Here is a 12838-nt window from a genome sequence, read left to right on the forward strand (position 1 = left end):
GCATGGGGCTGGATCAACAGGTAGTGGCCGCGCTGCCAGAACTCGGACATGGCCTGCTGATGACGCTGCTACTGACCGTGCTGGCGTCGTTGGTTAGCGTGGTGATGGGGCAGCTTGGTTGCTTCCTGCAACTGCGTCGCGCCTGGATCTGGCGCGCCATCGGTCGGCTGTACGTCAGCCTGATGCGCGGTACACCGGCCATCGTGCAACTGTTCGTGGTGTTTTTCACCCTGCCGCGTTTGGGGCTCGGGGGTCAGCCGATGCTGGCCGCCGTGATCGCCATCGGCCTCAACAGCGGCGCCTATGTGGCGGAGATTTTGCGCGTGAACCGTTCGCTGGTCACGCGCGGGCAACTCGAAGCGGCGCGGACCTTAGGTCTGAGCCGTTTCCTGACCTGGTGGTATGTGATTAACCCGCAGGTCATGCGCGCCAGTCTGCCGATGCTGGTCAACGAGTTCACCATTCTGCTGAAAACCACGCCGCTGGCATCGGTGGTGGCACTGACCGAGTTGACTTACGCCGGGCAGATTGTGATTGCGCGCACCTATGAAGCCACTCAGGTGCTGTTGTTAGTGGCGGCGGGATATCTGTTGATTGCCATGCCGTTGATTGCCGCCGCACGACGTCTGGAAGCCAAACGGAGGATCGCCTGATGGATTGGCAAGCCATTCTGACTTCCTTGCCTTCACTCGGTGACGGCATGATCGCCACGTTGAAGTTGTGCCTCATCGCCGCCTTTTGTTCTTTGGTATGGGGCGGGCTGATGGCGTTACTGCTGATGCGCGCTTCGCCGTTCTGGTTGCGCTTGCTCAACCTCTACAGCGGGTTAACGCTCGCACTGCCGCTGCTGGTGGTGATCTATCTGCTCTATTTTGTGCTGCCGGAGTACGACATCACGTTGTCATCGCCGGTGGTGGGCGTACTGGCCCTGACGCTCTATTACGCGCCCTACATCGCGCAGGTTATCCGCTCGGCCATCGAGGCGTTGCCGAAAGGGCAGTGGGAAGCGTGTCGCGTGCTGGGCCTGAGCCGCAGCGAGCAGTTACGCGATGTGGTGCTGCCGCAAACCCTGCCGCAGATGTTGTCGCCGCTGGTCGGGCTGATGATTGGGTTGATTAAAGACTCTGCGCTGCTGTCGATTGTCTCGGTGCAGGAGTTTATGTACGCCGCTAAACAGGCGATTTCGGATACCTACGCGCCGCTGGAGATCTATCTCACCGTGGCACTCTGTTACTGGCTGCTCAACAGTCTGATCGACTGGCTGGCACGCGGCCTTGAATCTCGCATGACGCGCTATCGTCGCGGCATGCAGCATTAATCAGGAGAACACTATGTCGGCTGAATATCAGCATCGTGAAGCGATAACCATACCCGCGCGCTACGGCAAAGCGGTGCGATTGAAGAAAGGGGAAGCAGTGCAGGTGATCAATCTGCACGGTACGCAAGTGGTGGATTGCTGGGCGTACAACGCCGAAGACGTCACTGAATATATGTGTATGGAAGCGACGCGTGTGTGGAACCAGCGTCTCAATCCCAAAGTCGGTGACAGCTTTATCACCAGCCAGCGCCACCCGATTTTAACGCTGGTGGCGGATACCTCACCGGGCGTGCATGACTCCTTCATGGCGGCCTGCGATGCGCGTCGTTATGAGTTGCTGGGCTGCACCGAGTATCACCGCAACTGCCACGATAATCTGTTCGAAGGTATGCGTGAGTTAGGTGTCGAGCTGCCGCACGGCAATCTGGCGTCATTGAATATTTTTATGAATATTCAGGTGCAGCCGGACGGTATTACCCTGAAAACATTGCCGGTGGTGACCAAGCCGGGTGATTACATTGTGCTGCGCGCTGAGATGGATTGCTTCGTGGCATTCTCGGCCTGCCCGCAGGATATCGTCAGCATTCAGGGGCAAGGCGACAACACTCCGCGCGATGCCGAGTTGCGTATTCTGACTGCCGGTTTCCCGCAGGTGCAGTTAAAAGGGGCTTGGGTGCCAGCGTAAGCGCATTTTTCCGACATCGCATTATTTTTACAAGAGAGGAATATCGGGTAATAGTTATCTCCTCTCTCTCATTACTTCCTGGCTCTGTAATATCTTTTTGTAAGAATGACTTGTTGGTTTGTACGCATTAAATAACACCTCCCTATGGCCCTCATTTATTTATCCTTCTTGTAGTAATCCCCCTACAGTTAAATTAATTGTCGACTACAACAAGCTCGTTGTGCGATGACAATACTTGATAAAGATGTTTGCTTTATTATCACCGCCTGATGAAGAGGTCGATGATCATCGCAATCAGCATTAATTAAAAATCATTCTGATACCCGAAATAACAAGCCTTATTAAGTTGTTTATTTTTTCCTGCTTAGTTTAAGCAGGAAATTCATCCCTGTATAAATCGCAAAGGAAAGAAAAATGCGTAAGTCTTTATTTGTTCTGACGCCCATTGTTTTGATGATGGCCGCGTCTACGACCGCTCAGGCTGCTGCCAGCGGGAAAATCGATATTATCGGTAACGTTTCTCACGGCACCTGTGATGTCAAAATGAGCCAACCCTCCCTGAACCTGGGTAACTACTCCGCGAGTGATTTTCCTGCAACGGGTAAAACAGCAGTGACCGGCAGTGAACGCACTTTCAGCGTGAGTCTGGAGAATTGCACCCTGAGCACGACCGCCCCCGAAGCTGGCGTGGCGGGTCTAATTGTCACGGGCCCAACCCTGCCGCTGGATGCGGATGTCTTTAACGCCAACGATACCGCCACCACGGGTGTGCAATTGAAAGCCGGGGCAAACATTATTTCAGCCTACGACAAAGTGGGTATGGTGGAGTTCTTAGGCGCTGCGGGTGGTGGTAAAGATGCCAACGTCGGGGATATTAATGGTCAGACGCAGGTCTTCACCGCCGCGCTGGTCGCTAACACCGGTACGGCTGCAAATATCACTGGTGGCATGGTTTCAGCGCCAATTATGTTTATGTACGATTACAACTAATGATTGATAAGCGCGGGCGCAAGTTGGCCCGCTATTATCGAGGATTCAGCATGTCTCGTTTCCTGCTCCCGCTTTCAATTTCGCTGGTTATGCTTATTAATCCGCAAATTAGCCAGGCGGCGGGCTTTGGTATTAATTCTACCCGACTTATTTATCCTGAAGGTGCGAACAGTATTACCGCTACGCTACGCAATCGCGGTGACGCCAATGTCTATCTGGTGCAATCCTCTGTAAGCCGCCTCAGTGCATCAACTCAAGCTGCACCTTTTGATGTCACCCCGCCGTTATTTCGGATGGAAGCTGAGAGCAAGCATCAGGTACGTATTCGTTTTCGTGGGGCTGAATTGCCCACCGATCGGGAATCTGTATTTTATTTCCGTACCACTGCGATTCCAGCCTCACTAAGCAAAGAAGATGATGAAAGCCAGCGTCTGATTAAAGGGGATACACGCTTTGGCGTGGGTAAAAGCATCAAGCTTTTTTACCGACCGAAAAACCTCGCGGACGACGCTTTATCGGCTCAGCGCAATCTCAAAATTGAAGCTAATGGAAGCGGGTTGATAATCAGTAACCCTTCGCCTTATCACGTCAGTTTTCTCGATATTCGGGTGGCAGGTAAACGCCTGTCTCTGGATGACGCCGAAGAAAAAATGCTGCCACCCTTCGGTAGCCATACCTGGCCTGTCAGAAATGCCAAAGGCAAAGTGGAGTGGGTCAGCATTGACGATCACGGAGGCTACCATGCCTTTAGTCAAACACTGCCGTAAGTCGCGAGCCTGTGTCTTGCTACTGGCGGCTGCAGCGCTGAATCTCCCCCCCTCTGACGCCGATACCCTGTTGCTGAATTTCACGGCTTTCCTGGTGAACGGCACCTGCGAGTTTAACCTGGACAAATCACATATGAACCTGGGTACCACGTTGGCTACGGAGATGGCGGCACACACCCTGGTGAATCCACAGCCGTTCGAATTAGAGATAAAAAACTGCACTATCGCGGGTGTCAGTAACCCGATTATCAGAATCAGCGGTCAGGGTGAAATGCTGGATAAATGGGTGTTTCGCAATTCGTCCTCTACGGCGCAAAACATCGGGGTGATGCTGGTTAACAGTGCAGTACCACCCACTTATGCCAGCAGGGCACTCAGCCCGAGTGATGACATCTCGTTGACGGAAACCGGCGGAAATATTGATAACCAAAAACTCCCGTTTTATGCCGGACTGACTTGTGGTGATGCCACCCAGTGCGCTAACGCCAGAGGTGGACAAGTGGTCGCTAGCGTCACTTTCACCCTTGATTTTCTTTGAGGCCATCAGGTGAACCGATACCGTTTTTGCTGCCTGATTTTGGGATCGTTCAGCTTTCTGCTGCTGAGCAACACTGCCTTTGGCGCGCTGCTGGGTGATAAGGGAGGCATTAGTTTCAACCACACCCGGGTCATTTATAACGCGAGCGATAAGTTACAAACGCTGACGGTGAAGAACCGCAGCGATAAAGCATGGTTGATTCAAAGCCTGGTCGTCACATCAAGCCAGGATAACAAGCCAGCACCGTTCCTCATCACGCCGCCGTTATACCGTCTGGAAGCAGGTACGGAACAGACGTTACGCATTCTCTCCCAGGGCATCGCGTTAGCTGAAGATAAAGAGTCGGTGTTTTATCTCTCAATCCAGGCCATACCCGCCAGTCAGCAGCAGAGTGCTGCTGCACAGCAAACGGCCGTGAGCATGCGTTTTAATCTGAAAATGTTTTACCGCCCCGCAGCTTTGGGTGAACCGCCGGTCAACGTCAGTTGCCTGTTGCGCTTCAGCCAGAACAACCGCCAGATTCGGGTTGAAAACCCCTCGCGCTGGCATGTCACGCTGCGCACGCTCACATTCGATGGGAAACCGCACAATCTGGACGCACAGCCGATGATGTTGGCACCGCACAGTGTTCAATTCATTGCTGGCAGTGGTAATCACGTGCGCTGGCAGGCGGTAAACGATTTCGGCAGCTTACATCCCGTTTGTCAGTCAGCGATTAGACCCTCCACGGAGTCATGATGAGATCATCTTTCTTACTGCGTCGTTCTCTGATGACGCTGGGCTTACTTTGCTTAAATCTCACGGTTTTGCCAACGGCGAAGGCGTCTGAAGAGGAGGTTCAATCTACTGGCATCAGCTTTTACAACACACGTGTCATTTTCACCGCCACCTCGCTGTCGGGCGTGACGCAGACCCTCTACAACAAAACGGATAATGCGTGGTTATTGCAGTCGCTGATCCGTCCGGTTGATGCCCAAACGGGTGATGTGGATATCGATAATCGCGCCAATCTTCTGCTGCCCTTTATAGCAACCCCCGCCGTTAGAGCGTCTGGATGCCCACAGTGATGTCACTTTGCGCATTCGACGCAACGATGTGCCGCTACCTGACGATCGTGAATCCGTTTTTTACCTGACGATGAAAGCGATTCCCGCGCAACCAGAGCACGCTGAAAGCAACACCGTCACGCTGGCTGTGGTGAGCAGCATGAAAGTGTTTTTTCGTCCGGAAGGGCTTAAGCGGTATGCGGTGGAAGAAGCATCGAATGCGTTACGTTTTCGCAAGCAGGGCAATCAGTTGATTGCCATCAACCCCACGCCCTACTGGCTCACGTTCGCGATGCTGCGTGTGGGCAGCCACGACTTAGATAAAGCGCAACGGCGCCTGATGGTGCCTCCCAAAGGCGAGCGCGGATACCATTTTCCCTCCGGCACGCAAGGTCAGGTGACCTGGCAATTAATTGATGAAGACACCTGGCTGACACCACTGAAGCACCAGGACTCACCAAAAAAAAAAGCCGCTGTCGAGACGGTCGTTAACGGATAAAAATGACATTACAACATCCCAAACCCAGACTGCTTGCCTTGCTGGCGAGTGTGACTTTTGTTCTGCAACCCGAAGAAGTTTATGCAGCAGACTATTTTGATCCCGCATTTTTAACACTGAGTGGCGTTGATGTTCAGGAACTCGATCTGAGCGCCTTTGCAACGTCCGGTAAAGTGCCTGCGGGGACTTATTTGGTGACGGTCGTTGTTAACCAGAATGAAGTCGGTCAGTTCACCATCGCTTTTGCAGCGGATAACAGTGGCAATGTGGTCGCGCAATTAACGCCGGACTTTCTTCAGCAAATGGGCGTCAACGTGCAGGGTTTACCGGCTTTTCGTGATTGGCCTGCGGATAAGCCCGTCACGCAATTAAGCAATCTGATTGAACATGCGCGAGTGAAGTTTGATTTTTCTGCATTACAGCTTGATCTCAGTATTCCGCAAATTGCCATGCAGCCGAGCGCGTTGAGCGCCATCAAACCTGAAAAATGGGATCACGGTATTCCCGCAATTGTCATGAATTACAGCCTGAACGGCAGTCGCACCTTGCAGGAAAAACGAGGGTCCAGTTCCAACCTGTTTGGCAACCTAAGCGGCGGGGCTAATTATGGTGCCTGGCGGGTGCGCAGCAATCTGTATTGGTACCGCGCACAGAGTCAGTTCGGTACTGGGAATAGCGTGACGCAGCAGAAATTTCAGTTCGCCAATACTTATCTCATGCGTGATGTTGTCGCGTGGAAAGCAGAGGTCATGGCAGGAGAAAGCAGTACCGCCAGTGACGTGTTTAACAGTGTGCCTTTCCGCGGCATGAAGCTGAACTCGCAGGATGAGATGCTGCCGTACGTGATGCGGGGCTTTGCGCCCGTGATTGAGGGGATTGCGCAAAGCAACGCGCGCGTCACGGTCCTGCAGAACAACAATATTATCTATCAGACGTATGTCGCTCCGGGGCCGTTTCGTCTGGAAGACCTTGGGCAGATGGGGTCGGGCGGTGACCTGATCGTGAATGTTACCGAGGCTGATGGTCGCGTGCACAGCCAGACTATTCCGGTCTCTACCGTACCGGTTATGCGCCGCCCCGGTAGCCTGAAGTATGAGGTCACCGCCGGTCGTTATGATGGCGGATTGACCAATGGCACGTTGGCTGCGCGTTTTGTTCAGGCAACGGCAATTTATGGCTTACCTTTCAATACTACGCTGTATGGCGGAGCACTATTATCGCGCGACTATCACTCATGGGTGGCGGGAAGCGGAATTTCTCTCGGTGCAATCGGCGCGATATCTGCTGACATCACCTCTTCCAATGCAAAGGTTGTCGGGAGCAACAGCACGCAAAATGGGCAATCTTATCGTCTGCGCTATGCCAAAAGTTTGCTGAGTACCGGCACTGCAATCGATCTGGCGGCCTATCGCTATTCCACTCGTCGCTATTACAGTTTCGCTGATTACAATAACAGCGGTTTTCGCCTCAATGACGATTTGGCGCCGTGGACACGCGATCGCCAGCGTTCCAGTTTTCAGGCCCGACTCAGTCAATCCCTCGGGGCCATCGGTTCTGCCTATCTCTCCACCTCACGAACCGACTACTGGGGCAGAAGTCAGGTCATCAATTCGTTGTCATCAGGCTTTAACGGTAGCTATCGCGGAATTAATTACACTCTGGCGTATAACATTGAGCGCACCAAAGGCAACGGCGAATGGCCGGAGAATCGCACGCTTACCTTCAATACGACCGTTCCATTCAGTCTGTTTTCATCCCGCTCAGCCATGAGTCAAACCTATGCCAGTTATCAGGCCAGTCACAATAATCGTGGTCAGGTTCAGCAGCTGGCCGGTATCAGCGGCAATGCGCTCGACAGCCGTCTGACGTATGGCGTGATGCAGGGCTGGGCTAACGAACAACAGCAACGCAGTCATCAGTCACTGAGCCTGGCTTATGCGGGAAGTAAAGGCTCGCTGGCTTCCGGTTACAGTCGTTCAGGCGGTAGCCAATCGATGAATCTCGGCGGTAACGGCGCGTTTGTTTTGCACCCTGAAGGGCTGACGCTCAGCAAAATGGTTGGCAACTCGGTGGCCATTATTAGTGCGCCGGGTTCTCAGGGCGCGAAAGTGGGCAACGGTGGCAGCTATATCGACAGCCGTGGTTTTGCGGTGGTGCCTTATCTCACCAACTATCAGCTCAACAATATTTCACTGGATCCTTCTACCCTGCCAGAAAACGTCGATCTCACCGACTCTAGCGTGGCGGTCTATCCCACTAAAGGTGCGGTTGTTCGAGCGAACTTCGCCACGAAGGTGGGTTATCAGGCATTACTGACACTACAGCGCCGTGACAAGTCGATTCCTTTTGATGCGACCGCAAGCGTGATTGACGTGACGGATAGCGAAGTGAACAGCGGCCTGGTCGGCGATGCCGGTCAACTGTATATGAGCGGATTACCCGAGCAGGGCAGGCTGTTGGTCAAATGGGGTAAACGTTCAGAACAGCAATGTCAGGTGAAATTTAATCTCAAGAATATTTCTGCTCCCTCCGCGAATAACCCGATTCGTATTGTGAAAGCAGAGTGCGAATAGGGGAAAACCATGAAACTAAAAACCGGCTCCAGCGTGAAAATCAGCATGCTTAGTGCAGCGCTTCTTTTCACTTTACAGCCGCATATTGCCAGCGGCCAAATCACCATTGGCAAAGATAAAGGGATATTCCCGACCGGGCTGCTGATTAATGTCAGTGAGACTCAGCCTCAAGTCTATAGTGATGCTTTTGCCAGCACCGGCGTGGCGGCGATTGGGCCTCATTTACGCTGTGCTACTCAGGGGGATTTAAAACAAATCAACGGCATCTGGGCGTTGCCGATTGCGCAGGGTATTGGTTTAGCACCCAACGTTACCGCAACAGCCAGCTATACCGGATATCGCAATGGGAGTTATCAGCATGAAATCCTGACGGGAAAAATCACCCCGGAAGGCAGTTATGCAACCACGAATCTGGGCTACAGCATGACCAGCCCCGGTACTATTCCTTATCACTGGTGCCTTTCTCCCGTTGATAAAACAGACTATGGTTTTTTTAGGGATGCCGGTAACAAAAGCTATGAAATACGCGGCGAGTGGATGCTGGTCACCGATGGCACGCAAAAAACGGGTTCGCCGAGTATCCCGATAATGCGCGCGATGTCGCTAGGTGGCGGAACGCTATATAACATCGTCATCCCTGCCGCCATTCCGATTCGTGTATCCACGCTGGAATGCACTATCAATACGCCGACCACCATTAATTTCGGCGCGGCGGAACAGAATTTCAAAAAAGATAGTGAGCTGGCAAAAGTGAATCACCATATGGGCGTGACCTGCACCCAGGATGCTGGTCGCGGCATTGACACGAATATTAATGTGCGTTTTAAAGCATTAAGCGGTTTGCACGAAGGTAATAAATATCGTCTGAAACTTGATCAGGGTGGTGGCTATATTACCGGCAGCCTTGGTGGCGTCACCTATGATGGCCGCTGCGGTACCAATCAGGGCATCACCTTTGACAATGCAGAAATTAAAATTGGCGAGATTTACCGATCGCAATTAAATCAATCGTATTCCCATCCACTTGTCTGGCGGCTCTGTTCTGGCGGCAGTGATTTACCCAGCGGCCGCGTCACCGCAACGGCAGAAATGATGGTGACCTATAACTGATTCTTCCCGAGAGAACGGTTGGGGGAAGTCAGTTCACTACGACTTCACGACGTTGTCCAGCCACACCTGAAAACGCGAATAGGGCACATACAGCGCCACATCCTTATACAAGGTCTTACCGCTTTTATTGTCGTCAATCGCGCTGCTGTAGCCGACAATTACCCCCGCCAGCGTATCGTCGCTGGCGTTGTACACCGCACCGCCCGACATGCCTTTCACTACACCGGCATTCGCGGCCACCACCACACAACTCGGTTTATTCCAGTCATTGGCCAGCGTGGTGTTGATCAAATTCTTGCCGCTCGACGCCACCGGCATCGCCGAGATAAAGCTGTAACCGTATAGATTGACGTTGTCGCCGATATGGCTGTTGCGGAACGGCGGGGGAAGATTGGGTTCGCTGTTCTTGTGATACACCACGGCGATATCGCACTCAGGATGCCAGGCTTTCACCCGATACATCGAATATTTCGCCACGTGCGCGGCCGTCAAACTGTATTCGGGTGTCAGTGGAATGGTGGTGCCCAGCGCGCCAATGCCCAGCACAGTAGGAATGCCGGTCACGGTCATATCGACGCGTTTTGCGGCTTCTTTGCTGTACTCATAGTGCCCCACGGAGCAGCCGCTCAGGCAACCCACTGTCAGTGCGATCAGCCATCGCATAGGTGTTCCCCCTGCATTTTTTGACACCGCATCACCGCGTAACTGGTTGAGGTATCGGCAATGCGCGCGCATCCTTTACTGATTGATTTCTCGCCGAAAGCTGAATTGCTGTGACAACGATCACAGCTGAATCAAGCGTAGCGTGAAAAGTGCCATCTGTCTCAGTGGTCAGCTGTAGTCACTTTCCCGTGCAGGGATTATTGCGTTGCAAGCAAAAATGCCTTGCAGCACAGAGGCTGGTTGAGCTGCCAAGCCTGTGCTTTAATCAGAATGTGACGCAGTTCAAATAATAAAACCCGTCATCGTTTGGGTTGCAGATAAGTTGGCTGATATCGCTCATTTTAATCCCTGATTTAAGCCAGCTCATCGGGATCGTCTCGTTTGCCCCTGCCTGCAACTCAAAAGAATTAGGGTATGCGTCCGTTGTAACCGCATTGCGTTCGCCGTGCGGCCCGCCTGCAAAACATTTTAGGAGAGTGTGTTATGCCTGTTGCATTACTGGCGCTGGCGCTGAGTGCGTTCGCCATCGGCACCACGGAATTCGTGATTATGGGATTGCTGCCGGAAGTGGCGGGCGATTTGCAGGTGACAATTCCTTCAGCAGGATGGCTAATCAGTGGTTATGCACTGGGCGTGGCCATCGGTGCACCGATCATGGCGTTGCTGACGGCGAAGCTGCCGCGTAAACGTACTCTGATTCTGTTAATGATCATCTTTATTATCGGCAACGTGCTGTGTGCGCTGGCGTACACCTATAACCTGCTGATGCTGGCGCGTGTGGTCACCGCACTGTGCCACGGCGCCTTCTTTGGTATCGGCTCGGTGGTGGCAGCGAGTCTGGTGGCACCTAGCCGTCAGGCATCGGCGGTGGCGTTGATGTTCACCGGCTTAACTCTCGCCAACGTGCTGGGCGTGCCGCTCGGTACCTGGTTTGGTCAGCTGTTTGGCTGGCGCGCCACCTTCTGGGGCGTGGCGATCATCGGCATCCTCGCCTTTATCGCCTTGATTGTCAGTCTTCCGACCAACAAAGAAGAGAAACCGGTGCATCTGGCGAGTGAAGTCAGCGCGCTGGCGAATGGCAAACTGTGGCTGTCGCTGCTGATGACGGTGTTCTTTGCTGCTGCGATGTTTGCGCTGTTTAGCTATATCGCGCCGCTGCTGTTGCAGGTCACGGGCATCACCGATCGCGGCGTGAGCTGGACGCTGTTCCTGATTGGTGCGGGCTTAACCGTCGGAAACATCCTCGGCGGCAAGCTGGCCGACTGGAAAGTCTCCTTCAGCCTGATTCTTAGCTTTGTGCTGATTGCGGTGTTCTCGCTGCTGTTCAGCTGGACCAGCCACGCGCTGTGGCTGGCGGAGATCACGCTGTTCCTGTGGGCGATGGCGACCTTCGCTACCGTACCGGGCTTGCAGATTAATGTGGTGCGCCACGGTAAAGACGCACCTAACCTGGTCTCCACGCTGAATATCTCTGCGTTCAATGTCGGTAATGCGCTCGGTGCCTGGGTCGGCGGCGCGGTGATCGATAAAGGCTACGGCCTGACGTCAGTGCCGGTCGCCGCCGCTGCACTGGCGGTGGTCGGTCTGGTCATCTGCCTGATCACCTTCCGTAAGTCGGGCGGGCAGGGCGAAGCGGTACGCGCTTAAACCAGACGCTCAGCAATGCGTTGGTTAAAGGTGGCCACCTGCTGCTGCAGGTGGTCGCAGAAGTGATCAACCAGCGCTGAGGCCGGGCGATGCTGTGGCCGCACCAGACTGACGGTGAACGGCACCGCGACACTGAATTTACGCATCACCACACCGCTGTCGGCGTAATCCAGCGCCGTCAGCGGATTCACAATCGAAATCCCCACGCCGGCGCGCACCATCGCGCACACCGATGCCGCACTGTGTGTTTCCAGTACCAGACGGCGCTCCACTTCTTGTTCATGAAACAGCGAATCCAACAGCTGGCGATAGCTATCACTGCGCGACAAGCTGACGTAATTCTCCCCCTGAAAATCTTGCGGCGTCAGCACCTCACGCTGGCACAGCGGATGGTGTGGCGGCAGCACGCACACTTCATCGCAGGTCAGCAGCGGTACGCGCTCGGTGCCTGCCGGGGCATGCTGGGTTTCGGTCAGACCCAGATCGTAGCGCTGTGCCGACAGCCACTCTTCCAGCAGCGGCGACTCCTGCGGAATGATGTTCAGGCTAACCTGCGGATAGCGTTGCAGGAAAGGCTGTAGCAGGGGAGGTAACAGCGATTGCGAAAATACTGGCAAGCAGGCAATCGACAGCTCACCCTGGCGGAACTGGCGCAAACCTTCGGCGGCATCCATGATGCGGTCTAAGCCGTACCAGGATCGCTGAACTTCTTCATACAGCCGTAAACCCTGCACCGTGGGCTGCAAACGTCCACGCACTCGCTCAAACAGCTCCAGACCCAGCTGCTGCTCCAGCCGCGCCAGCTCGCGGCTCACCGTCGGCTGTGAAGTATGCAGCAATGCAGCCGCCTGCGTCAGGTTGCCGCTGGTCATCACCGCATGAAAAATTTCGATATGTCGCCAGTTAATCTTTGCCATAAATCCTCTCTGCAATTCCATATCATATTTGCATAGCTGACCCTAAAACAGATATTTTTCTGAATCGATTGGCTGTGGCTAAATA

At 53.8% G+C, this 12838-nt stretch carries 14 protein-coding genes; 12 read left to right on the forward strand and 2 right to left on the reverse strand.

The genetic code is table 11. The features are described 5' to 3' along the window. Positions 1–2: 2 nt before the first annotated feature. The 11 genes from IAE30_RS22090 (at position 3) to IAE30_RS22135 (ending at position 9526) form a co-directional block, all read left to right on the forward strand. Entirely contained in the window at positions 3–653 is a 651-nt protein-coding gene (locus IAE30_RS22090) for an amino acid ABC transporter permease (protein WP_038645032.1), read from the forward strand. Further along, a complete protein-coding gene (locus IAE30_RS22095; RefSeq protein ID WP_038645034.1) occupies positions 653–1318 on the forward strand; it encodes an amino acid ABC transporter permease in 666 nt (221 codons plus the stop codon). The genes IAE30_RS22090 and IAE30_RS22095 overlap by 1 nt, the downstream gene beginning before the upstream one ends. A 13-nt stretch (positions 1319–1331) precedes the next feature. Continuing rightward, a complete protein-coding gene (locus IAE30_RS22100) occupies positions 1332–2003 on the forward strand; it encodes a DUF1989 domain-containing protein (protein ID WP_038645037.1) in 672 nt (223 codons plus the stop codon). 414 nt (positions 2004–2417) lie between these two features. After that, positions 2418–2993 (forward strand): fimbrial protein, encoded by a 576-nt coding sequence (locus tag IAE30_RS22105; protein WP_038645038.1) that lies wholly within the window; start codon positions 2418–2420, stop codon positions 2991–2993. Next, a complete protein-coding gene (locus IAE30_RS22110; RefSeq protein WP_200681023.1) occupies positions 2993–3760 on the forward strand; it encodes a molecular chaperone in 768 nt (255 codons plus the stop codon). The genes IAE30_RS22105 and IAE30_RS22110 overlap by 1 nt, the downstream gene beginning before the upstream one ends. Then, a complete protein-coding gene (locus IAE30_RS22115) occupies positions 3735–4298 on the forward strand; it encodes a fimbrial protein (protein WP_200681024.1) in 564 nt (187 codons plus the stop codon). The genes IAE30_RS22110 and IAE30_RS22115 overlap by 26 nt, the downstream gene beginning before the upstream one ends. Before the next feature lie 9 nt (positions 4299–4307). Then, positions 4308–5036: a molecular chaperone gene (locus IAE30_RS22120; protein WP_200681025.1), complete on the forward strand. Its 729-nt coding sequence runs from the start codon at positions 4308–4310 to the stop codon at positions 5034–5036. Beyond that, a complete protein-coding gene (locus IAE30_RS30125) occupies positions 5033–5365 on the forward strand; it encodes a hypothetical protein (protein WP_234472839.1) in 333 nt (110 codons plus the stop codon). Before IAE30_RS22120 ends, IAE30_RS30125 begins: the two co-directional genes overlap by 4 nt. Before the next feature lie 7 nt (positions 5366–5372). Beyond that, complete coding sequence (locus IAE30_RS30130) at positions 5373–5843, forward strand: molecular chaperone (RefSeq protein ID WP_234472840.1); 471 nt, start codon at positions 5373–5375, stop codon at positions 5841–5843. 2 nt (positions 5844–5845) lie between these two features. After that, positions 5846–8416 carry a fimbria/pilus outer membrane usher protein gene (locus IAE30_RS22130; protein ID WP_200681026.1) on the forward strand — a complete coding sequence of 857 codons (2571 nt, stop codon included), beginning with the start codon at positions 5846–5848 and terminating at the stop codon, positions 8414–8416. A gap of 9 nt (positions 8417–8425) precedes the next feature. After that, positions 8426–9526 (forward strand): adhesin, encoded by a 1101-nt coding sequence (locus tag IAE30_RS22135; protein ID WP_200681027.1) that lies wholly within the window; start codon positions 8426–8428, stop codon positions 9524–9526. A 36-nt stretch (positions 9527–9562) separates the two neighbouring features. On the opposite strand, the gene IAE30_RS22140 is transcribed toward IAE30_RS22135, so the two are convergent. Then, the gene (locus IAE30_RS22140; RefSeq protein ID WP_200681028.1) at positions 9563–10189 is read right to left on the reverse strand and encodes a serine protease; all 627 of its coding nucleotides are present in this window, start codon (positions 10187–10189) and stop codon (positions 9563–9565) included. 483 nt (positions 10190–10672) lie between these two features. Between IAE30_RS22140 and IAE30_RS22145 the strand changes: the two genes are divergently transcribed. After that, complete coding sequence (locus tag IAE30_RS22145; RefSeq protein ID WP_200681029.1) at positions 10673–11836, forward strand: MFS transporter; 1164 nt, start codon at positions 10673–10675, stop codon at positions 11834–11836. Here IAE30_RS22145 and IAE30_RS22150 read toward each other — a convergent pair. Further along, positions 11833–12753, reverse strand: a complete 921-nt coding sequence (locus IAE30_RS22150; RefSeq protein ID WP_038645051.1) for a LysR family transcriptional regulator — start codon at positions 12751–12753, stop codon at positions 11833–11835. The genes IAE30_RS22145 and IAE30_RS22150 overlap by 4 nt on opposite strands. Positions 12754–12838 lie beyond the last annotated feature (85 nt).

Origin of the sequence: Pantoea sp. S61 (assembly GCF_016625145.1) — a bacterium.
Taxonomy (GTDB): domain Bacteria; phylum Pseudomonadota; class Gammaproteobacteria; order Enterobacterales; family Enterobacteriaceae; genus Pantoea; species Pantoea rwandensis_B.

Bases quoted from the DNA above. Each gene is read 5' to 3' on its own strand.
- IAE30_RS22090 (WP_038645032.1), top strand. From the start codon at position 3: ATGGGGCTGGATCAACAGGTAGTGGCCGCGCTGCCAGAACTCGGACAT.
- IAE30_RS22095 (WP_038645034.1), top strand. From the start codon at position 653: ATGGATTGGCAAGCCATTCTGACTTCCTTGCCTTCACTCGGTGACGGC.
- IAE30_RS22100 (WP_038645037.1), top strand. From the start codon at position 1,332: ATGTCGGCTGAATATCAGCATCGTGAAGCGATAACCATACCCGCGCGC.
- IAE30_RS22105 (WP_038645038.1), top strand. From the start codon at position 2,418: ATGCGTAAGTCTTTATTTGTTCTGACGCCCATTGTTTTGATGATGGCC.
- IAE30_RS22110 (WP_200681023.1), top strand. From the start codon at position 2,993: ATGATTGATAAGCGCGGGCGCAAGTTGGCCCGCTATTATCGAGGATTC.
- IAE30_RS22115 (WP_200681024.1), top strand. From the start codon at position 3,735: ATGCCTTTAGTCAAACACTGCCGTAAGTCGCGAGCCTGTGTCTTGCTA.
- IAE30_RS30125 (WP_234472839.1), top strand. From the start codon at position 5,033: ATGATGAGATCATCTTTCTTACTGCGTCGTTCTCTGATGACGCTGGGC.
- IAE30_RS22130 (WP_200681026.1), top strand. From the start codon at position 5,846: ATGACATTACAACATCCCAAACCCAGACTGCTTGCCTTGCTGGCGAGT.
- IAE30_RS22135 (WP_200681027.1), top strand. From the start codon at position 8,426: ATGAAACTAAAAACCGGCTCCAGCGTGAAAATCAGCATGCTTAGTGCA.
- IAE30_RS22140 (WP_200681028.1), bottom strand. From the start codon at position 10,189: ATGCGATGGCTGATCGCACTGACAGTGGGTTGCCTGAGCGGCTGCTCC.
- IAE30_RS22145 (WP_200681029.1), top strand. From the start codon at position 10,673: ATGCCTGTTGCATTACTGGCGCTGGCGCTGAGTGCGTTCGCCATCGGC.
- IAE30_RS22150 (WP_038645051.1), bottom strand. From the start codon at position 12,753: ATGGCAAAGATTAACTGGCGACATATCGAAATTTTTCATGCGGTGATG.